Here is a 21,341-nt window from a genome sequence, read left to right on the forward strand (position 1 = left end):
AGATGATGTCTTAACGATTCCTTTACGCTGATGTTACGACTATGGTGGTAAGGTCATTGTTGAAAACCAGCCATTCAACAATGATATATATTCGGTTTTTACAAAGGCATTGAACGGAAATAACTATTAAATCCGTAGACTCATTCAAATATCGCTTATTGGTAGCAGTGTATATCGTAATGGCATTCACAAAAGCAAACGGAGCCTGATATGAGCACGTCAAACGATCCTTCGAATACCCCGTCGGCAGGAAAATGTCCCTTTCACGCCGAAACACCGACGCCCACGCAGAGCGCGGGTGGTGGCACCGGCAACCGCGACTGGTGGCCTAATCAACTACGTGTGGATCTGCTGAATCAGCACTCCAATCGTTCAAACCCGCTGGGCGAAAACTTTAACTACCGCGAAGAGTTTAAGAAGCTCGACTACTCGGCCCTGAAAGCCGATCTGCGCGCCCTGCTCACCGATTCTCAGGAGTGGTGGCCGGCGGACTGGGGCAGCTATATCGGGCTGTTTATTCGTATGGCATGGCACGGCGCCGGTACCTATCGTACCGTTGACGGGCGCGGCGGCGCAGGCCGCGGGCAGCAGCGTTTCGCCCCGCTCAACTCCTGGCCGGATAACGTCAGCCTCGACAAAGCCCGTCGCCTGCTGTGGCCGGTTAAGCAGAAATACGGCCAGAAAATCTCCTGGGCCGATCTCTATATGCTGGCGGGCAACGTGGCGCTGGAAAACGCCGGTTTCCGCACCTTTGGCTTCGGGGCCGGTCGTGAAGACGTATGGGAACCGGATCTGGACGTTGACTGGGGTAATGAAACCGAATGGCTGGCCCATCGTCATCCGGAAAGCCTGAATCAGCAGGCGATCGGCGCCACCGAAATGGGGCTGATTTACGTCAACCCTGAAGGTCCTAATGCCAGCGGCGACCCGCTCTCCGCGGCCTCCGCAATTCGCGCGACCTTCGGCAATATGGCGATGAATGATGAAGAGATCGTCGCGCTGATCGCCGGCGGCCATACGCTGGGCAAAACCCACGGCTCCGCGGTGACCAGCCACGTTGGCGCAGAGCCGGAAGCGGCGCCGATCGAAGCGCAGGGCCTCGGCTGGGCGAACAGCTACGGCAGCGGCGCGGGCGCCGACGCGATCACCTCCGGTCTGGAAGTTGTCTGGACGCAAACGCCAACCCAATGGAGCAACTACTTCTTCGAAAACCTGTACAAATACGAGTGGGTACAGACCCGCAGCCCGGCAGGCGCGATTCAGTTCGAAGCGAAAGACGCCCCTGAAATCATTCCTGACCCGTTTAATCCGGAGAAAAAACGCAAGCCCACCATGCTGGTCACCGACCTGACGCTGCGCTTTGACCCGGAATTCGACAAGATTTCCCGCCGTTTCCTGAACGACCCGCAGGCCTTTAACGAAGCTTTCGCCCGCGCATGGTTTAAACTGATCCACCGCGATATGGGGCCGAAGTCCCGCTACATGGGCCCGGAAGTGCCGAAAGAAGATCTGATCTGGCAAGACCCGCTACCGGCGGCGATCCACGCCCCGACCGCAGAGGATATCGCGACGCTGAAAACCGCCATTGCCGACGCCGGCCTTTCGGTCAGCGAGCTGGTTTCCGTAGCCTGGGCATCGGCATCCACCTTCCGCGGTGGTGATAAACGCGGCGGCGCCAACGGCGCGCGTCTGGCGCTCGAGCCGCAGAAATCGTGGCCGGTTAACGCCATCGCCTCCCGCGTGCTGCCAACCCTGCAGGCGATTCAGCAGGCATCCGGTAAAGCGTCTCTGGCTGATATCATCGTCCTCGCCGGCGTGGTGGGCATTGAGCAGGCTGCCGCGGCGGCAGGCGTTCAGGTCAGCGTCCCCTTCGCTCCTGGCCGCGTCGATGCGCGTCAGGATCAGACCGATGTCGAAGCGATGGATCTGCTGCAGCCTCTGGCCGATGGTTTCCGCAACTATCGTCGCGTGGGCGGCGGCATCTCCACCGAAACGCTGCTGATTGATAAAGCGCAGCAGTTAACGCTGACGGCGCCAGAAATGACGGTCCTGGTAGGCGGTCTGCGCGTGCTGGGCGCTAACTTTGACGGCAGCCGGCACGGCGTATTTACCGACCGCGTGGGCGTGCTGAGCAATGATTTCTTCGCTAACCTGCTCGATATGGGTACCGTCTGGAAAGCTGCTGACGAGCACGCTGAGCTGTTTATTGGCCGCGATCGTAAGAGCGGCGAAGAGAAATACACAGCGACACGCGTTGATCTGGTGTTTGGCTCCAACTCCGTCCTGCGCGCCCTGGCAGAAGTGTATGCCTGCAGCGATGCGCGGCAGAAGTTTGTCAGCGACTTTGTCGCCGCATGGACCAAAGTGATGAACCTCGACCGCTTCGATCTGTAATCTTTTCCCCGGCAGAAATGCTAAACCCGGGCCAATGGCCCGGGTTTCTTCTATCTAATCCAGATTGTCAGCAGAATAATGATGGCCGCAATAATCGCCACCTGAATAAAGACTTTATCCAGCGATCCTCTACGCATCGCGCCCCCTTATTCAGAACAGGATTTGCCAGATAGCTAACAGCAGCACCAGCAGACCCATCAGGAAAAATATCAGCGCGATGATAGTGTCCGGAGAACGATTCATCTCTGCGCCTCCTTATTATCAGAACCACTGACCGAAACGTTTGATATAGAAACGTTTCATGCCCTGCGCGACCACGCAGTAGCTGAGCAGCGTCGCGACCAGCCATGGGAAGTAGCTCAGCGGCAGCGGCTCCAGCCCGACCATCGCTCCCAGCGGGGAGAACGGAATGTAGATGCCCATCGCCATAATCACTGCGGTGGTGAGCAGTACCGGCAGCGTCGCGCGGCTCTGGATAAACGGAATTTTCTGCGTTCTCAGCATATGTACGACCAGCGTTTGCGACAGCAGCCCTTCAATAAACCAGCCGGACTGAAACAGCGCCTGGGCTTCGACGTTGTTCGCCGCGAACACGTACCACATCAGCGCGAAGGTGGTGATATCAAAAATGGACGACGTCGGGCCAATCCACAGCATAAAGCGGCCGATGTTTTTTGCATCCCACTTGCGCGGCTTGCGCAGGAATTCCTTATCCATCTTGTCCCAGGGCAGCGAGAGCTGGGAGAGATCGTACATCAGGTTCTGGATCAGCAGATGAATCGCCAGCATCGGCAAGAACGGAATAAACGCGCTGGCCACCAGTACTGAGAAGACATTACCGAAGTTAGAGCTGGCGGTCATATTCAGGTACTTAATGATATTGCCGAAGGTCTCACGTCCTTTGATCACCCCTTCTTCCAGCACCATCAAATCCTTTTCCAGCAGGATAATATCGGATGCCTCTTTGGCGATATCCGCCGCGCTGTCGACCGAAATACCGACGTCCGCGTCGCGCAGCGCTGGCGCATCGTTGATGCCATCGCCGAGGAAGCCGACGGTGTGGCCGTTTTTCTGCAGCGTTTTCAGGATCCGCGACTTCTGCAACGGCGTCAGTTTGGCGAACACCGCGCGCGTTTCCACTTCGCGCTCCAGTTCGTTATCCGTCATCGTCTCAATCTGCGGCCCGGTCAGGATACCGTGGGCATCGATACCTACTTCCAGGCAAATCCGCGCCGTGACGATCGGGTTATCGCCGGTCAACACTTTGACCGCCACGCCGTTGTCGCGTAGCGCGGTAATCGCTTTTCCCGCGCTCTCTTTCGGCGGGTCGAGGAAGGTCAGCATTCCTTCTACCGTCAGCCCCTGCTCATCGTTGGCGCACAGCGGGGCTGTCAGGGCGGAATCATCCAGCTTGCGGGTCGCAACCAGCAGCACGCGGAAGCCCTGGGCGTTGTAGTCCTGCGTTTTGGCTAACAGCAGATCGCGGCGGGTTTCATCCAGCGCAACCACGCGGTCGCCTTCGCGCAGATGCGTGGCCACCATCAGCATCTCTTCGACCGCGCCTTTGCAGATCAGGCTTTTATCACCGTGGCGAACATCTTCCACCGACACCGACACCCGACGGCGGACAAAATCAAACGGCAGTTCATCAAGCTTCACGAAGCGCTCTTTGGTCGCCGGCGCAATCCGCCCCTCACCAAAGCGCAGTACCGCCCGATCCATCAGGTTGCGCGCCCCGCTCTGGCTGCTGCTGTTGAGCCACGCCAGCGTCAGCACCCGGTCGCTCTCGCTGCCGCTGACGTCAAGATGATGCTCAAGAATGATATTGTCCTGAGTCAACGTGCCGGTTTTATCGGTGCACAGCACGTCCATGGCGCCGAAGTTCTGAATCGCGTTCAGCCGCTTGACGATCACTTTACGCCGCGACATGGCGATAGCGCCTTTCGCCAGGTTGGAGCTGACGATCATCGGCAGCATCTCCGGCGTCAGGCCCACGGCGACCGCGAGAGCAAACAGCGATGCCTCAACCCAGTCGCCTTTGCTGAAGCCGTTAATCAGCAGCACAATCGGCACCATCACCAGCATAAAGCGGATCAGCAGCCAGCTGACGCTGTTTACCCCGCGATCGAACGCCGTCTGGGTGCGCGTACCGACAATAGACTTCGCCAACGAACCAAACCAGGTGCGGTTTCCGGTGGCCACCACCACCGCCTGCGCCCTGCCGCTGGTCACGTTGGTGCCCATCAGACAGATATTGCCCATCTCCAGCAGGCTTTTATCTTTATTCGGCTCGGGAAGCCTGTCGCACCCTTTGCCGGACACGCTGGCCAGAACATCATACTTTTCAACCGGCAGCGATTCACCGCTGAGTATCGACTGGCTGACGAACAGGTCCCGGGACTCCAGCAGACGGACATCTGCCGGAACCAGATCCCCCGCCGCCAGGAAAATGATGTCACCGGGCACCAGTTCCTCAATGGCAATCTCCTCCTGCACCGGCCCCATGTTACCAGGACCGCGACGCAGCACCGTCGCCGTGGTGCGGACCATCGATTTCAGCGCCTGTGCCGCTTTGTTGGTACGAAACTCCTGCCAGAAACGCAATAACCCGCTCAGGCTAACCATCGTGACGATAATAATGATCCCGGTCAGATCGGTCTCTTCGCCGTTACGCAGCGGTAGCCAGTAATCGGTCACAAAGCTGACGGCGGCCAGCGCCATCAGGACATAGATAAACGGGTTATTGAATGCCTGCAAAAGCTGGATTAGCGCTGGCGGTGCCTGCTCGTGCGCGACTTCATTGCGGCCATATTCATCCAGTCGTTCAAGGGCATCTTCGGTGGTGAGACCCTGACGGCTGCTGTTGAGCCGCGCCAGCGTATGATCCGGGCTGTTAAATGCCTCGGTTTCAATGGCGAAGCTTTTTTTATGCTGCTTATCATTTTCTGACGCAGACCGGTTTATTTTCCGGTTTTCTATTTTCATGTCAGTCATGATTAATCCTCAAATTTAAGACGTCGTTATCCCTGCATAATTAACTTATGCATAATTCATTTTTACGTTATTAAACGCTTATTACTTTATATGCCTGGGAATATCCATCATTCCCTCCTTAGACAAATCATTGCCACAGTAGAATATCAGGGAGGCTAACTCCCTTCGACGCACCAGCGCACTGACGTAATGTTTTCGTCACCGCCAATTCTTGCCATAATAAGATCTCGTACTTTGCGGTGGTCGGTATTACCGACCAGTTCGATACGAATTTCTTTATGTCCTTGTTCTTTTGCTGCTATCGACACCAGCCCCTGCAAGCTGAGCGTCATCTCTTTACTGATATTAAGCAATAGCTGACGAATCGCGTTTTCGTGTTCGCTATGACAAATAATATTCAGGACGTAGCATTTCTCTTCTTCTGTCGCACCGGGGATCTGATTAATTCTCTGCGCCGCTTCGCGCAGTAGAATATTAGCGCAGAGGATGATCAGCGTTGCCGCCGCCGCTTGCCAGAACTGGCCTAAGCCACACAGTACGCCAATTGCCGCAGAGCACCACAGCGTTGCCGCGGTATTCAGGCCGCGCACGTTCATGCCTTCCCGCATGATGACGCCGGCGCCGAGAAAACCAATTCCGGAAACCACCTGCGCGGCAATACGCCCCGGGCTATCCGGCGATGTGGAGATAGAGCTCAGAATAAAAACCGCCGCGCCGGTGGCGACCAGCGCATTAGTGCGCAGGCCAGCCATTCGCTGCCGCCACTGTCTTTCGGCGCCAATCAGCGCGCCCAACAGCATTGCCGCGAGTAAATTTGCGATATAAGGAAACATCAACATAGCTTCCTCCATTTTTGCTGGAAGAATTAACTACGTGCTTTATTAAGCACACGACAAATTGTCGCCAGATAGGCGATTAGCGTCGCGTTGACGGTGGAGGGAATAATGTATTTTTAAACATGAACATGACGATTATCCTCGCAGCCATGCTGCGTTATTCTTTATGGGATGCAATCGTCTGAATGATGAGGAGATTGCTGCCCGCCGGTTGGCAAGCAGCGCAGAAAAAATAGCGTCAGCTTGCCTTGATGTTTAAGTAAGGGTGACTGTCCAACATATTTCTCCTGTGTGAATTTGTGCTCATTATAGTCATTCAATTATTTGAGTAAAGTTAAAATCTCGCTTTAGTGACGATTTGTTTAGAATGACCTTAATGCGCCAGGCCTGCCCACCGGGATTAACCCCGGCGCGAACCGGGGTTAATTCACTAATCGAAGACGCCATTAATTATCGACGTCACGATCGCCGTACTCAGCGCGATCAGCACTAAATCCTGGCCCACCACGCGCCATTCATAGCCTGGATAGTAAGGCAGTTCGTTGAGCATTGATGCCGGAACCGCTTTTTTCGCAATCCCCGGAGGTAAGGGTTTACCACGCGCCAGATTTTTGGCGATTCCCGGCGGCAGGGACTGATAGCCGGTTAAACCGTAGTTTACCGCCAGCGAACGTGCTCTGGAGAAGCTGATATCGGCGGAGACATGATCGGGTTTGCCGTAATTTTTTCTCTGCCCCGGATTTCCTTCTTTATGGCCCTGGTTGCCCTTATCAACGTTGTTTTTACCGCTATTGCCCTTGTTACCGCTATTGCCATGGTTACCGCTATTCCCACCACTGTTGCCATGGTTACCGCTATTTCCACCGCCGTTACCGCCGCCATTCCCGTTACCGGGATTAGCGAAGACCGGCGTAGCCATCATTGACAGCGAAAGCGCCGCCGCCAGCGCTGCTTGTAAAATTTTCTTGCTAGACATGATTATTTTCCTGAGTGGGAGTACTCGCTTTGAATGTAGGTGAATAACCGCGACGTAACAATCTCTCTTTATCTTAAATTTAACCCAAGTCAAAACCTTACGGCATAGTGGTGAATTCCTTCATCCCGTGGGCGGATGCAGCGCGAAAACCAGCATACTTTCTCATCAGAATCCCATTTCCGAGATTTTATTCTGCAAATATTCCCCCCTCGGTGCGAATAAAAATTTAAAACCATTAACAATCAAATAACATTAGCAGGCAAACATTTTATCTGAGGAAAATAATAATATGTCTACCACCCAGGTTCTGGGCGACGCCGCGTTCGCCTCCCCAGGACATCCCCACTCCAGCCTGACCGCTCGCATCGATGCGCTGCCCGCCTCCGTTGGCCTGTGGTCTTTTATCACCCTCCTGGCGCTGGGCGGCTTCTTCGAGCTGTACGATCTTTTTCAGACCGGCTATATCAGCACCGGGCTGCTGGCAGAGAATATTTTCCATACCGGCGAGCAGGGTATCTTCGGTATCTCCGACCAGGCCGCCTTCGCGTCGTCCACTTTTATGGGGCTGTTTATTGGCGCCAGCCTGCTTGCGCCGCTGGCGGATAAACTGGGCCGCCGCCTGACGTTTATGTTTGCCCTCGCCTGGTACGGCGTATTTTCGCTGATGATGGCCCTGCAAAGCAGCGCCGAAGGGGTTATTTTCTGCCGCTTTCTGGTCGGCGTCGGTCTCGGCATTGAGCTGGTGACCATCGACACCTATTTAAGCGAATGGGTGCCGACGCATCTGCGCAATAAAGCTTTCGCTTTCGCCTTCTTTATTCAGTTTTTATCGGTTCCTGCCGTGGCGCTGATGTCGTGGCTGCTGGTGCCAATTACCCTTTTCGGCCTGACCGGCTGGCGCTGGGTGATTATTTTCGGCGCGCTCTGCTCACTGGTCATCTGGGTTATCCGCAAGAAGCTGCCGGAGTCGGCGCGCTGGCTGGAGGAAAAAGGTCGTCACGAGGAAGCCCATAAGGTGATGTGCGAAATGGAACAGCGCTGCGGCGTTTCTCCCTCGCCGCGCCACCGGATTGAGAAGCAAGACAACCAGCGCAGGCTGGGAAGCTTTAAAGCGATCTGGGCGCCGCAGTACCGCAAACGCACGATCATGCTGATGGTGATGAACTTCTTCCAGGCCATTGGCTTCTTTGGCTTCGGCAACTGGCTGCCCGCCCTGCTTTCCGGTCAGGGGGCGAGCATCACCCACAGCCTGCTGTACGCGTTCTTTATTACCCTCGCCTATCCTATTGGCTGTCTGTTCTGCACCCGCTTCGTCCATCGTTTTGAAAATAAATGGCAAATTGTGCTTTCCGCGCTGATGACGGTGGTATTTGGGACCCTGTTTGCCCTGCAGAACAGCCCGGTACTGCTGGTGATTTGCGGGTTTATGATCACTTGGTCAAACGCCTGGCTAACCATTAGCTATCACGCCTACCAGGCCGAAGTTTTCCCAACCCACATCCGCGCGCGGGCGGTCGGCTTCTGCTACTCCTTTAGCCGACTGTCGACGGCGATCACCAGCATTTTGATCGGCATTATTTTGCAGTACGCCGGTACCCCAGGGGTGATTAGCTTTATCGTCGCCAGCATGCTGATGGTGATGCTGTCGGTGGGCATCTTTGGGCCTAAGACCCGCGGGATCAGCCTGGAGAATATTTAACGCTAGCCGCCGCCGGGTTAGCCGGCGGCGCGCGTGGCTAATCTTTTCTCCTGATTGCGCAGCAGCCACGGCAGCGGCAATGCGCTCAGGGCGCAGAGCAGCAATATTCCCTGCATTGCCCGCTCGCCGTTCTCGTCAACCGAGAGCACCCACGACGAAAGCAGAAAGGCCGCCGCCGTACTTAATGACATTAAGGTATTCTGTAAAAGCGTAAACCCGGCCCTGGCGCTATCCGCGGGAAAACGCATCGCCACAGCCGATGAGGCCACCAGACGACAGTAGGCGGCGGCCAGAAACAGCACCATAAACAGTGCGCCGCCGTGGTTGAAGGTAAAAGCGATGCTCAGGCTCAGTATAAACAGCAGACTGGCCAGCAGGCTGATGCGGTAGCCGCTGTAATGCTGGCATAGCTTGCCGGTGAGTTTAGTGGCGCCCAGCCCTGCCACTCCTCCGCCGAAAAAGAGCCACGGCAATTCGCCGCCGCTGACCCCCATTTTCACCGTCAGTAACGGTACCAGCAGCGGAATGATTAACATCGGGCTGAATTGCGCAAGTGCGTTGCCGGAGGCGTAAAACAGCACCGATGACGACCAGCGCAAACCCGCCTGACGACTCGCCTCGATGGGTTGCTCCGGCAGCACGAGTTTTATCAGCGGTAACGTGATTAAGCAGAGTCCGCCGATCGTCGCGGGAGCTATCTGCCAGCCGATTTGTTCACTGAGAAATAGCATCATCGGCATGCCGACAATGCTGACCAGTGAGAATGCGGCAATCGTTGAGGCCAATGCCCGAGAGCGCAGCTGCGGCGGCATAATGTTGACCAGCAGACTGCTGGCCACGCCCATCGTGGTCCCGCCGACCAGGCCGGCAAGAAAACGCCAGAATAACAATACGTCAAAACGGGTGGTGGTCAGCGTCATCATCGTTAGTCCCCCCAACAGAGCCATGTTGCAGAGCAAAAAGCGCCGAGGTTTAACGTTACCGACCCATCGCCAGACGCTTACTCCGGCAACAACGGAAGCCAGCGTATAAACGCCGGTGACGTAACCCGCCTGGCTTACCGGCACCTGAAACGTTGGCGCCATCCAGGTAAATAAGGGATTAAAAATCATATATTCGAGGGCGTTGATGAATTGAACAAAGGCCATGATCAACGTTATTCGTACCAGATATCCGGGCATGTAAGACTCCTGACAATGTAATGCGCAGAGTCTAGCTGCTGGTAAATCCGCGCATAAGACGGTAAAAGTGGCGTTGTTAATTATCAAAATCGGGATAATCGAGAGTGAAAAAAGTGGATCTCAACGCCCTGCGGGTGTTCGTCACCGTGGCGGAAACTGGCTCATTCAGCGCCGGAGCAAAAGCGCTGCAGATGCCCTCATCGAACGTAAGCCGACAGATTTCACAGCTTGAGGAGAGCCTTCAGCTACGCCTGATACAACGCAGTACCCGGCACATGAAGCTGACCCCTGCCGGTCATACGCTGCTCGCCAGTATGCGGCCGGTGCTGGAGCAACTTGCCGCTACGGAAGCCGAGCTGACTCAGCAGCAGGCCGAACCCGAAGGGCCGCTGCGCCTGTGCCTGCCAAACGAGATTGGCCCTTCGCTGTTTGCGCCGCTAATGGCGCAATTTGCCCTGCGCTACCCAAAAATAACCGTGAGCTGTACCACCAATCTGGCGGGAACGGAGGTGTTAAAAGAGGATGTGGATATTGCGGTGATCATTACCCGCGGCAAAATGGAAGACGCCAGCGTCATTGCGCGTCCGCTCTTTTCGTTTCCCTGCTGCGTGGTCGCTTCTCCGCAGCTGATTGCCAGAACGGGAATGCCGACAAACAGCGAGCAATTAACCACGCTGCCCTGTATTACCACCGTTAGCGCTCTGGCGGGGCAAGCCTGGCAGTTTACCGCGGCGGACGGTAGCTTCAAAAAGGTTAGCGTCAACGGCCACTATCGCGTCAACAGCGGCGAAATGGCCCTGCACGCCGCGCTTGCCGGCGTCGGCTTTGCGATTCTGGGGGAGAAACCCTGCCGCCCGTTTATCGAACGCGGTGAACTCCAGGAAGTCACGCTGGAGCTGCCGCCGGCGCCGTTACAGCTCTCCGCCCTTTATCGGGAGCGCCACTTTATGCCCGCCAGAACGCGCGTCTGGCTTGAATTTATCCAGTCGCAGATGGTCGGCGTTCGCTAAAAATCACCTGCGCATCGGCGAAGCATTTTTCCGCCAGCGACGACACCGGCTCTTTGTTGCGCATGATCAGCGCCAGCATCGAGTCGACCTCCGTCTCCGCGATCGGCCTGATTTCCAGATTATCGCTTAGCGCTTCGAGGCCGTTGTTCAGCGGCATAATCGCGCAGCAGATCCCGGCCTGCACCGCCTGGATAATCTGAAACGTGGAGTCGCTTTCGAAAACGTATTTTGGCGCCAGCCCCTTGGCCTTAAAGCTCATCTCAATCGATTCGCGGTAGTACATGCCCTTGGTCAAAAAGCCCAGCGGCAGCGCGGCCAGCGTCTCCCAACCGGGGATGGCGTCAGCAAACTGGAAATGGCGCTTATCGTGCAGCAAACCCATCCGGGTGTTCGGCAGCCACACCACGTTGAACAGCTGGCTATCGACGTGATGCAGATAGCAGATCCCCAGATCCAGCTGGTTGCGGCTGACGCCGTCGATAATCTGTTCCGAGGTCATGGACAGCAGACTGAACTGCAGCTCCGGGTATTTATCCGCCAGCGGTTTGATCAGCTGCATCGGATTCAGGCTGGCTAAGGGCACCATTCCCACTCTGAGCTGGCCGACCATCTGCCCGCGGCAGATAGCCGCCTCCGCCTCCAGCCCGTCGTGCGCCGCCAGCAGCGCCCGCGCCCAGGCCAGAATACGCTCGCCCTCAGGGGTAAAACCTTCAAACCGCTGCCCGCGCTGAATCAGAGTCAGATTAAGTTCTTCTTCAAGATTGCGGATCCGCATTGATAGCGTAGGCTGGGTGATATGACAGGCCGCCGCGGCCTGGCCGAAATGTCGTGTTCTGTCGAGCGCAATCAGGTACTTAAGCTGTTTGATATCCATTAATGATCCACTGTTGCGCAATCTGCTGCCAGCGCAGCAGGCAAAATGTTAGCTAAATGTTATGTTCTACGTTGATGAAATTCAAGCGTCGGTCGACCGTTGCTCGTCCCGCGCGCCTGAGGCTACACTCATGCTATGCCCCGGCAGGAGAAACCGTTGAAAACTCGCCTTCATCACGTTCAGCAGCACCGGATAGCCATGCCGGGACTGGAAGCCATATCGTTAGTTACGGACCAGAGCTTTCCGCGCCATTCCCACGATCGGTTCGGCATCGGGATTTTCACTCAGGGCGCGCAGCGTTCCTGGAGCCATCTGGGCAAGGTTGAGGCCGCCGTCGGAAATATCATTATGGTTAATCCGGGCGAGATACACGATGGTATTCCGCTGGAGGGCCCACGCAGCTGGCGTATGGTCTATCTCGATCCTGAGCGCGTTGTCGACGAACTGCAGGGAGAGATGAAGGCAGAAGAGATCCTCCTGCGTCCGGTCGTCGACGACCCGCAGCTGCGCAGGCAAATGCAGCGGCTGTTTCACGAGATCGTCGCCAGCGCGCCCGACGATACCGCCGTGGAAGAGGCGCTGCTGCTCTGCCTGATGCAGGTGAGCCAATTTCATCTTTGCGCCAGGCGACCCGGCAAAATCGGCACTCCCGCCATTGCGCTGGCCAGGCAATATCTCGACGACGCCCCCGAAGAAAAAATCTCTCTCGACGCGCTGGCTACCCTCTGCGGTCTCAGCCGCTTTCAGCTGATCCGCGGCTTCGCTCGAGAAACCGGCATCACGCCGCACGCCTACCTGGTACAGGCCCGTGTACGCCTGGCTCGCCGTCTGCTGGCGGAAGGCTACTCCCCCGCCGATACCGCTTTGATGGCCGGTTTTGCCGATCAGAGCCACCTCACCCGCGCGTTTCAAAAACAGTTTGCCGTCACGCCAGGCAGCTATCAGGCGATCGTTCAGGCGAGCCGCTAGCTGACGTTGTGCAATTTTGTTCAATACCGGCACGCGGCTTTACGAAATACTCAGAGCCTCGATTCACCACATCAGGAATAACATCATGGCGCTCATCAGCCCTGAGTTTCTTTTGACTTCGTTTATTGTGGTTATCGCTCCCGGCACCGGGACGCTGTACACCATTGCCACCGGTCTGGCGGCGGGCAGACGAATGAGTTTTGCCGCAGCCTTCGGCTGCACGCTGGGTATTATTCCGCATATACTGGCGGCGATAACCGGGCTGGCGGCCATCCTCCACAGCACGCCTGGCGCATTCGAACTGGTGAAGTACGCCGGCGTCGCCTGGCTGCTGTACCTCGCCTGGGCTACGCTGACCCAGCGCGGCAGCTTGAGCGTGGAAGGCGTCGGGCAACGCATCCCGCGGCAGGTCATCAGCCACGCCATTCTGATCAATTTGCTTAACCCCAAATTGCCGCTCTTCTTTCTCGCCTTTCTGCCGCAGTTTATCCAGCGCGGCTCGGCTTCGCCGATCCGGGAAATGCTGATCCTGAGCGCTATGTTTATGCTGATGACGCTGCTGGTTTTTATGTTCTATGGCGCCTTTGCGGCGGCAATGCGTGGATACGTGCTGACTCGCCCCAGGGTTTTACAAGGGCTGAGAGCCTGCTTTGCCGCCGGTTTTGTCGGGCTGGGGATAAAGCTGATTCTGGCGCAGAGGTAGCGATTTTGCCCACGACGCGACGATCGTCGCAGGCAGATCGTCGCAGGCAAACAGCCCTTTAGCGAAGCCCCGCCAGCGCGCGGATCTCTTTCGAGCGCAGGGTTAAACGGACGGGCGCCGATTTATACGACGGCGTGCCGCTCTCTTTATCGAGATAATCCAGAGGGACCAGCACGTTCGCTTCGGGGTAATAGGCCGCAACGGTGCCCGGCGCGATGCTGTAGGCGACCAGCGTGATATCTTCCAGCCGCTGATGGTGGCCCGGTAGCGCGGAGCTGATATCCACCCGATCGCCGTGCTCGAATCCCTGCTCCGCCATGTCCTGCTCGTTCATAAACAGCACGTCGCGACGGCCAAACACACCGCGGTAGCGATCGTCCATGGCATAAATGGTGGTGTTGTACTGATCGTGGCTGCGCAACGTCACCAGCCGCATCACATCGTTACCCTCCACCTGCAGATTTTCGCGCACGCCGTGGAAAACCGAGAACATCGCTTTTCCGGTCGGCGTCGGCCAGATACGCTCCGTCGGCGGCAGCGGCATACGAAAACCGCCGGGATGGCGAATACGTTGATTGTACTGGTCAAAGCCGGGAACGGTCTGTTCAATCAGATCGCGGATACGATCGTAGTCGGCGACCAACCACTGCCAGTCGATTTTGCTCTCCGGCAGCGTCGCCGTCGCCATTGCGGCGACAATCGCCGGTTCCGAGCGCAGTTCAGGCGAGCCGGGCTTCAGCTTGCCCGATGACGCGTGCACCATCGACATGGAATCTTCGACGGTGATCGACTGGCGTCCGGTCTCCTGAATATCGAGTTCGGTTCGCCCAAGGCACGGCAGGATAAAAGTCTCTTTTGCCACCAGAAGATGCGAGCGGTTTAGCTTAGTGCCAATATGGACGCTCAGATCCAGCCCCCGCATCGCCGGAAAAGCCCGTTCGCTATCCGGCATGGCCACCGCGAAGTTACCGCCAAGGCAGATCAGCGCTTTCGATTCACCGTCAATCATCGCCTGCAGCGCTTTTACCGCATCATGGCCGTGCTCCTGCGGCGGCGTAAAACCACACACCCGCTGTAGGTTGGCGAGAAACTGGGCGCTCGGTTTTTCGGTGATACCGACGGTACGGTTGCCCTGGACGTTGGAGTGGCCGCGCAGCGGGCAGATCCCGGCCCCCGGTTTGCCAATATTCCCGCGCATCAGCAGCAGGTCGGCTATCAGGCGTACGTTGGAAGTGCCCTTGTTATGCTGGGTGATGCCCATGCCGTAAGTGATAATCGTGGCGTTAGATTTAGCGTAAGCCGCCGCCACCCGTTCAAGATCGCCGCGCGTCAGGCCAGACTCGCGTTCGATATCCAGCCACGGCGTCGCGTCGACATCCCTCGCAAAGTCGGCAAAGCCCAGCGTGTGCTCATCGATAAAGGCCCGATCCAGCGCCTCGCCCTGCTCCTCCTCAAGCCTTAACAGCGCCTTCGCGATACCCTTAAGCGCCGCCGCGTCGCCGCCCGCTTTGACCTGGAAGTAGGTCGATGCAATGTTGGTTGAGCTGTAGGTCGCCATCTCAATGACGTTCTGCGGATCGGCGAATCGCTCCAGCGCCCGCTCTTTTAGCGGGTTGAAGACGATAATCGGCACGCCCCGGCGCGCCAGTTCGTGCAGCGTACCCATCATGCGCGGATGGTTGGTGCCGGGATTGTGGCCGATAGAGATAACCAGCTCGGTTTTGTCAAAGTCATCAAGCGAGACGGTCCCTTTACCGATGCCGATCGACTGCGGCAGGCCGACGCTGGTCGACTCGTGGCACATATTGGAGCAGTCGGGAAAGTTATTGGTACCGTATTCGCGGGCAAACAGCTGGAACAGCCATGCCACTTCATTAGAGGCGCGCCCTGAGGTGTAGAACTCCACTTCATTGGGCTGCAGGGTGCGAAGAACTTCGCCAATGCGGGTAAACGCCGCTTCCCATGACACCGGACGCAGGGTGTCGCTGGCCTTATCGTAAGCCAGAGGCTGGGTTAAACGCCCGTAGCCTTCCAGCTCGAAATCGCTCCGGGCCAGCAGCGACGTGACGCTATTCGACGCCAGAAACTCTTCGGTGACCCGCTTGCTGGTGGCCTCCCAGGTCACCGCTTTGGCGCCGTTTTCGCAGAACTGAAACGTGGATTTATGCTCCTTATCGGGCCAGGCGCAACCGGGGCAATCAAAGCCATCAGGCTGATTGGTTCGCAGTAGCGTCGCGGGGGCATCGAGCGCATCCATTTGCGTCCGAACGGCGATGGCGGTGGCTTTTAAGGCACCCCAGCCTCCCGCCGGGCCATCATAGGGATGGACGCCGGGAACGACGCGTCTTTTATTACTCATGTTCACTCCTGATGCGCTTTCGGCGGCGGATAGCAGGTGAAACGCCGCATGATTCTTATCACCCGCTACCAGCCAGCGTAACGGGCATTTTTGTTAACGAAAGCATAACAATCAGGGCCGGGACTGTATAATCAATGTTATCTATCACGCGTTAGATTTAACTTATTTAACGAATAATAAACATACAAATTAGGTCAGATTGTAGTAGCGATCCGGCTCAAGTTGCGCCGGCAAAGGATGCTGCCCGGTCATATCCAGCAGGTTGCGCTCAATGGTGTTGCACATTGCATTCAGCGGCAAATCATTGGCCGCGGTACCAAACGGATCCTCCAGCTCTTCCGCCAGCGAATCCCATGACAGAAAGGTGTAGGAGATAAAGACCGACACGAACGGCGTCATATAGTGCAGATCGCCGACGAGGGCAAACGGCAGCAGCGTACAGAACAGGTAAACCGTACGCTGCAAAATAAGCGTGTAAGCAAAGGGTACTGGCGTGCTGGCAAGGCGCTCACAGCCGCCCAGCGCATGACCGAGCTCATCAAGCTTATTGTCCATCAGGCTGAAGGTCATATCGCTGAGTTTCCCCTCCGCGCGAAGACGCCCCAGCTCATTCCCCGCCAGCAGCAGAATACGGTTGGTGGGCATCGAGCTGGCGAGAATATCCGCCACGTCTGGCGGCGGCAGCAAACGTGCTAAATCGGCGCTCGGGTCCGTCTTGCGCAACTGATGCTTCAGGCTCCAGCTAAACGCGACCAGGTAGCTCACCAACCGCTGATGGGATACGCTTTCCATTGGCAGGATATTCTTCAACTGGCGCACCAGCGTTCTCTGCGCAATCAGGACCGTTCCCCACAGATTACGCGCTTCAACAAAGCGGTTGTATCCGGCGCTATTACGAAAGCCGAGAAAAATGGCAATGGCAATCCCCAGCAGGCTAAACGGCGCGACGGTAAGATGGATCCCCAATTGCTCGTACCATTGATAGCTGATGATGGCGATAATCGACATCAGCAGATTAAGCAACAGGCGAAAGACGATTTTTGACAGCACCGAACCGTGCCAGTCAAACAGACGAAGAAACCAGTGTTGTTCTGGCCGGATAATCATTGTATTACTTCCTGAAATTTCGTACGGACAATAGATATTTTCTATTAGCCGATTGGTTTTTTATATTGATTAAAAACACGACAATGCGTCAACCTGCTATTAATCAGCGATGAAAGAATAGCCACTGAATTATGGTCCTTTTTTATTATCCAGGCAATATTGTCTGCAGAATAATAAAGCCCTTTAGGTTGCTGAGGAATAAACTAGGTACTCATTGCGGCTATTTCCGCGCGACAAGGGTCGATATGAATCATCATATGCAAAACGTTATGGCTATTTAATACCCGCGAGCGCGCCGTCAGCGCAATATCGTGTCCTTGGGCAACCGATAAGTTTCCCGGCACCTCAATGTGCACATCGACCAAAATGAAATCTCCGGCACGGCGGGTTTTAAGGTCATGCAGCGCCGCAACGCCAGGCGTCGACAGAATGGTGGCGGTTATCTGCTGCTCGGTATCACGGTCCACTGAGCGATCCATTAAGTCATGCAGAGCGTCAGATGAAAAGGTATAGCCCATGCGGGTGACCAGCGCGCCAACGACCAGCGCGGCAACCGGGTCAAGCCACGGAAAGCCGGCCAGATTGCCGACGATGCCCACTGCGACCACCACCGACGACGCGGCGTCAGAGCGGGCGTGCCACGCGTTGGCGATCAGCATTGAAGACTGGATCCGCGTTGCCGCCCTTAGCATATAGCGGAATAAAACCTCCTTGGTGACCAGCGCGGCGATCGCAACCCACAGCGCGGTTATATGCACATTCTGGATAGACTCCGGATGCCACAGTTTGCCGCAGGCGGACCACAGCATCCCCGCGCCAACCAGCAACAGCAGCGCGCCAATCGCCAGGGAAGCGCCGTTTTCATATCTCCAGTGCCCGTAGGGGTGATCGTCATCCGAAGGCTGGCGGCTTTTTTTATTCGCCAGCAGCACGACAAAATCGGCGACTAAATCGGAAAGCGAATGGATTCCATCGGCTATGAGTCCTTGCGATCCGCAGAACACACCCGCCAGCACCTGAGCGCTGGATAAAAATAGATTGACCACCACGCTGACCATCGTCGTTTTGCGCGCAACCTGAGAACGCCGATCCTCGCCAGTCATCCCGCCCATATTCGCTTCTCCGTAAAAAAATAAATAACGTACGCGCTTTGGCTTAATTTTTCCTGAATAATTCGCCGTCGTTAAGAGAATATTTAATTATTTTTACGACTGCCAAATATATAAATGAGAATAGTTTGTTTTTAAAAAATATAGCCATGACAATAATAGCCATGGCTATATTTCCGGGTAAAACGCAGCCTGAGTAATTAAAATTGATTCATCCGACGCATAGCGCAGTGATAAGCGCCGTTGCGCACCGACGCGCGCAGTACGCGAGCGACGGCGTGCACCGTAATCCGCGCGCTGTGGCGCTGCGTTGCGCTCATCGGTAAATTGAGCATCTCCTGCGCCCACGGCGGCAGCAGATCAATCCCGGCGCACATCATCATTCGCCCAACCGGCTGGCTCAGGCGACCGGGCAGACGGGTCGACAGTAGTACGTCGGCCACTTCCTGCGTTCGCTCATCGCAGCGCAGCGCCGGGCGCATATCCTGCAGGTAGTCGGCAACCTGCCGCGGCGTCACCGGGATATCCCGAGCGCCAAGGCGGCGGGCAATTTCGGCGGCTTCCTGATAATACTGCTCCTGGCGGGCGGGGCTCACCACGGTACGTTTATAGCGCAGATGCGAAGCCATGAAGCTGCTGCATTCGGCGACGTGGACCCAGGTGAGCAGCGCCGGGTCACTGGCCTGATAGGGCGTGCCGTCTTTATCTTTGCCGCTGACCCGCAGGTGGATCCCCTGCACTTTTGCAATCAGCCGTTCGGCGTCGGCGGTGGTACCAAAGGTGGTGGCGGAAATAAACTGGCTGGTACGGCGCAGGCGGCCAAAGATATCTTCGCGAAAGTTTGAGTGATCCCAGACGCCCGCCAGCGCCAGAGGATGCAGCATCTGCAACAGCAGCGCGCTGACGCCGCCGCAGAGCATGGAGGTAAAATCGCCGTGAACCTGCCAGATGGCAGACTGCGGACCAAATAGCCCCGGTTCCCCTTTGGGATGCTCAAAATCGATCTCTTTAAGCGCTATCCCGGTTAAGCCCAGAACCTGAGCCTCAATGGTTTTACGTATGCCGATCATTACCCTACCTGCTCTTTTCCGTAGGCGGCAAAGATAGCATTAATTAACGCCAGGGGCATTTGCCAACAATGGCTTTTAAGGCAGGAGCGCCCGCCGATAGCGGGCGCCAGTGAGCTTATGGATTGAGCTGGTAGTCGAGGCTTATCTCCGCGTTCAGCACCTGCGACACCGGGCAACCGGCTTTGGCTTTTTGAATGATCCCGTCAAACGCATCGGCCTCGATGCCTGGCAGCACAATTTTACTCTGCAGCGCGATTTTGGTGATGGCAAAGCCGCCGCCGGATTTATCCAGCGTCACCACCGCCACGGTATCAATAGAGGTGGCGGTATAGCCCTCTTCGCTCAGCATCAGCGATAGCGCCATAGAGAAACAGGCGGCATGGGCGGCCCCGATCAGCTCTTCCGGGTTGGTACCCTTGACGCCTTCGAAACGGGTATTAAAACCATAAGGCTGCTGGTTCAGCGCGCCGCTCTCGGTCGAGACGGTTCCTTTACCGCTTTTCAGATCCCCTTCCCAATGCGCCTGACCTTTCTTATGGATTGCCATAATATCGCTCCTTTTTGACATTAAAGGGTTAAGTATAGAACCCCTTTACGCATTTGGGCGGCGCGCGGCGTTTTTCAGATCAATCCGTCGGGATATTTTTACTCATATTAACGCCGGTAACGCGGAAACCCGCGGCGTCATAGAGATGGCGCGCGCGTGGGTTATCCCCGGCGACGCGCAGCTTAATTTGGCTGATGCCCTGGCTTTTCAGCGCATGCTCAAAAGCCGCCATTGCTTGTTTACCCAACCCTTGTCCCTGCAATGCCGGATAAATATAAAAATCGCAGATAAAGGCGGAGCGCATTTCTTCATCCGGCTTGTACCAGAGATAGCCGACCCGCTTTTCTGCTCCGTCACCGTCATCGAATAAGCAGCATAAAACCTGGCCGCGGGTATTGACGCCGTCGGGCAGATCCGCGGCGATTTCGCGCTGCGCCTGGGCGAAAGCGGCCGCCGGCGAAAGCGCATAATTGGCCGAGATTTCCGCCGCATAGTCGGGGATAAAATAGTCGAGATAAGCGGGATACTCTTCATCACGCATGGGGCGAAGCACTATCATCAAAGGTTTCCTTTTATATCGTGAGTTTGCGCCAGCAGCTGCTGAATCTCGCCGAGAAACAGCGGCAGCGCGCTCGGCTGATAGTCCCTGGAGAGGTAAATCCCATACACGCTTAACGGTTTTGGCCGCCAGGCCGACAACACCAGCTTCAGCGCCCCGCTGTTAAGCGCCCGCTGCGCCTCCAGCTCTGGCAGCATCGCGATGCCGCAGCCAGCTACCGCCGCTTCCATTAGCAGCGAAGAGATCCCGGCGCTAAGATTACCGGAAACCGCCACCGCCACGCTTTCGCCGCCAGGGTCGCTAAACTGCCACGTCTGGCTGGCAAAATGGCTGTAGTACAGACAGTTGTGGCGGGCGAGATCTTCAGGCGTTTGCAGAGGGCCGTTCTGCTGCAGCCAGCGCGGCGACGCGCAGAGCACCGAACGGCATACGCCAAGGCGGCGGGCAATAGCCCCCGGTTCTGGGTTATCGGTGATCCGTATCGCCACGTCGATACGCTCGCCAATCAGGCTCACCGGGTGATTATTGATATCCAGCTCAAGGCGCAGCTGTGGATAGCGGGCGAGAAAATCGGGTAATAACGGAGAAATAAGCTGCATGGCGGTGAAGTGCGCGCAGGCGACGCGCAGCGTACCGCTGGGGATCGCGCGTTCGCTTTGCCCGGCGATCTCATCCGACAGCTGCGTCAGGGTGCGCGTTTTTTGCAGCACCTTTTCCCCCGCAGCCGTGAGCGTCAGTTTGCGGGTTGAGCGATGGACCAGCCGGGTACCGGCCCACTGCTCCATCTGCTCCAGATAGCGGCTGACCATCGGGCGCGACATCCCCAGCGCGCGCGCGGCGGCGCTTAAACTCCCCAGTTCACAAATGCGCATATACACCTGCGCGGCGATGACCCTATCCATTCTTCGATTCCATCTGCACGTTTTATGAAACTCAGCATCTCTTTTTTCAGGA

General features: G+C 56.5%; 19 protein-coding genes. 5 read left to right on the top strand and 14 right to left on the bottom strand.

Annotated elements, in window-relative coordinates; all coding sequences use genetic code 11:
- Positions 1–210 precede the first annotated feature (210 nt).
- Positions 211–2,394: a catalase/peroxidase HPI gene (katG, locus tag EGY08_RS01060; RefSeq protein WP_004120544.1), complete on the top strand. Its 2,184-nt coding sequence runs from the start codon at positions 211–213 to the stop codon at positions 2,392–2,394.
- Between the two features lie 50 nt (positions 2,395–2,444).
- Here the strand turns inward: katG and mgtU are convergent, their stop codons facing one another.
- From mgtU to EGY08_RS01080, 5 genes are all read right to left on the bottom strand, one after another.
- Positions 2,445–2,531 (bottom strand): magnesium transporter protection protein MgtU, encoded by an 87-nt coding sequence (mgtU, locus tag EGY08_RS31230; protein WP_251009858.1) that lies wholly within the window; start codon positions 2,529–2,531, stop codon positions 2,445–2,447.
- 13 nt (positions 2,532–2,544) lie between these two features.
- On the bottom strand, positions 2,545–2,637 hold the full coding sequence (mgtR, locus tag EGY08_RS01065) for a protein MgtR (RefSeq protein ID WP_004101989.1): 93 nt from the start codon (positions 2,635–2,637) through the stop codon (positions 2,545–2,547).
- An 18-nt stretch (positions 2,638–2,655) separates the two neighbouring features.
- Positions 2,656–5,388: a magnesium-translocating P-type ATPase gene (gene mgtA, locus EGY08_RS01070; protein WP_123828075.1), complete on the bottom strand. Its 2,733-nt coding sequence runs from the start codon at positions 5,386–5,388 to the stop codon at positions 2,656–2,658.
- A gap of 155 nt (positions 5,389–5,543) precedes the next feature.
- Positions 5,544–6,239 (bottom strand): MgtC family protein, encoded by a 696-nt coding sequence (locus EGY08_RS01075; protein WP_049112851.1) that lies wholly within the window; start codon positions 6,237–6,239, stop codon positions 5,544–5,546.
- 415 nt (positions 6,240–6,654) lie between these two features.
- Entirely contained in the window at positions 6,655–7,200 is a 546-nt protein-coding gene (locus EGY08_RS01080; protein WP_004120550.1) for an anti-virulence regulator CigR family protein, read from the bottom strand.
- 289 nt (positions 7,201–7,489) lie between these two features.
- Between EGY08_RS01080 and EGY08_RS01085 the strand changes: the two genes are divergently transcribed.
- Complete coding sequence (locus tag EGY08_RS01085) at positions 7,490–8,899, top strand: MFS transporter (protein ID WP_049112853.1); 1,410 nt, start codon at positions 7,490–7,492, stop codon at positions 8,897–8,899.
- Positions 8,900–8,916: 17 nt separating this feature from the next.
- Here EGY08_RS01085 and EGY08_RS01090 read toward each other — a convergent pair whose 3' ends face one another.
- Entirely contained in the window at positions 8,917–10,080 is a 1,164-nt protein-coding gene (locus EGY08_RS01090) for an MFS transporter (protein ID WP_123828076.1), read from the bottom strand.
- Between the two features lie 104 nt (positions 10,081–10,184).
- Here EGY08_RS01090 and EGY08_RS01095 point away from each other — a divergent pair, with 104 nt between their 5' ends.
- Positions 10,185–11,090 carry a LysR family transcriptional regulator gene (locus EGY08_RS01095; protein WP_123828077.1) on the top strand — a complete coding sequence of 302 codons (906 nt, stop codon included), beginning with the start codon at positions 10,185–10,187 and terminating at the stop codon, positions 11,088–11,090.
- On the opposite strand, the gene EGY08_RS01100 is transcribed toward EGY08_RS01095, so the two are convergent.
- Positions 11,059–11,964: a LysR family transcriptional regulator gene (locus EGY08_RS01100; protein ID WP_004120559.1), complete on the bottom strand. Its 906-nt coding sequence runs from the start codon at positions 11,962–11,964 to the stop codon at positions 11,059–11,061. The genes EGY08_RS01095 and EGY08_RS01100 overlap by 32 nt on opposite strands.
- Before the next feature lie 156 nt (positions 11,965–12,120).
- On the opposite strand from EGY08_RS01100, the gene EGY08_RS01105 reads away from it, so the two are divergent.
- Both EGY08_RS01105 and EGY08_RS01110 read left to right on the top strand, forming a co-directional pair.
- Positions 12,121–12,933, top strand: a complete 813-nt coding sequence (locus tag EGY08_RS01105) for a helix-turn-helix transcriptional regulator (RefSeq protein WP_123828078.1) — start codon at positions 12,121–12,123, stop codon at positions 12,931–12,933.
- 85 nt (positions 12,934–13,018) lie between these two features.
- The gene (locus EGY08_RS01110; protein WP_123828079.1) at positions 13,019–13,636 is read left to right on the top strand and encodes a LysE family translocator; all 618 of its coding nucleotides are present in this window, start codon (positions 13,019–13,021) and stop codon (positions 13,634–13,636) included.
- A 58-nt stretch (positions 13,637–13,694) separates the two neighbouring features.
- Here the strand turns inward: EGY08_RS01110 and EGY08_RS01115 are convergent, their stop codons facing one another.
- The 7 genes from EGY08_RS01115 to EGY08_RS01145 all read right to left on the bottom strand — a co-directional run bounded on the left by EGY08_RS01115 (position 13,695) and on the right by EGY08_RS01145 (position 21,289).
- Positions 13,695–15,995 (bottom strand): FdhF/YdeP family oxidoreductase, encoded by a 2,301-nt coding sequence (locus EGY08_RS01115; protein WP_112165117.1) that lies wholly within the window; start codon positions 15,993–15,995, stop codon positions 13,695–13,697.
- Positions 15,996–16,184: 189 nt separating this feature from the next.
- Positions 16,185–17,102 carry a bestrophin family protein gene (locus tag EGY08_RS01120; protein ID WP_049113368.1) on the bottom strand — a complete coding sequence of 306 codons (918 nt, stop codon included), beginning with the start codon at positions 17,100–17,102 and terminating at the stop codon, positions 16,185–16,187.
- A gap of 203 nt (positions 17,103–17,305) precedes the next feature.
- Positions 17,306–18,214, bottom strand: a complete 909-nt coding sequence (locus EGY08_RS01125; protein WP_112165119.1) for a cation diffusion facilitator family transporter — start codon at positions 18,212–18,214, stop codon at positions 17,306–17,308.
- A 197-nt stretch (positions 18,215–18,411) separates the two neighbouring features.
- Positions 18,412–19,281, bottom strand: coding sequence for an oxygenase MpaB family protein (locus EGY08_RS01130; protein ID WP_004120576.1), 870 nt, complete (start codon positions 19,279–19,281; stop codon positions 18,412–18,414).
- 115 nt (positions 19,282–19,396) lie between these two features.
- Positions 19,397–19,828 carry an OsmC family protein gene (locus EGY08_RS01135; protein ID WP_004120579.1) on the bottom strand — a complete coding sequence of 144 codons (432 nt, stop codon included), beginning with the start codon at positions 19,826–19,828 and terminating at the stop codon, positions 19,397–19,399.
- 79 nt (positions 19,829–19,907) lie between these two features.
- A complete protein-coding gene (locus EGY08_RS01140) occupies positions 19,908–20,387 on the bottom strand; it encodes a GNAT family N-acetyltransferase (protein ID WP_049113369.1) in 480 nt (159 codons plus the stop codon).
- Complete coding sequence (locus tag EGY08_RS01145) at positions 20,387–21,289, bottom strand: LysR family transcriptional regulator (RefSeq protein ID WP_123828080.1); 903 nt, start codon at positions 21,287–21,289, stop codon at positions 20,387–20,389. The genes EGY08_RS01140 and EGY08_RS01145 overlap by 1 nt, the downstream gene beginning before the upstream one ends.
- Positions 21,290–21,341: the final 52 nt, after the last annotated feature.

This window comes from Klebsiella sp. FDAARGOS_511 (assembly GCF_003812845.1).
Lineage (GTDB): Bacteria > Pseudomonadota > Gammaproteobacteria > Enterobacterales > Enterobacteriaceae > Klebsiella > Klebsiella grimontii.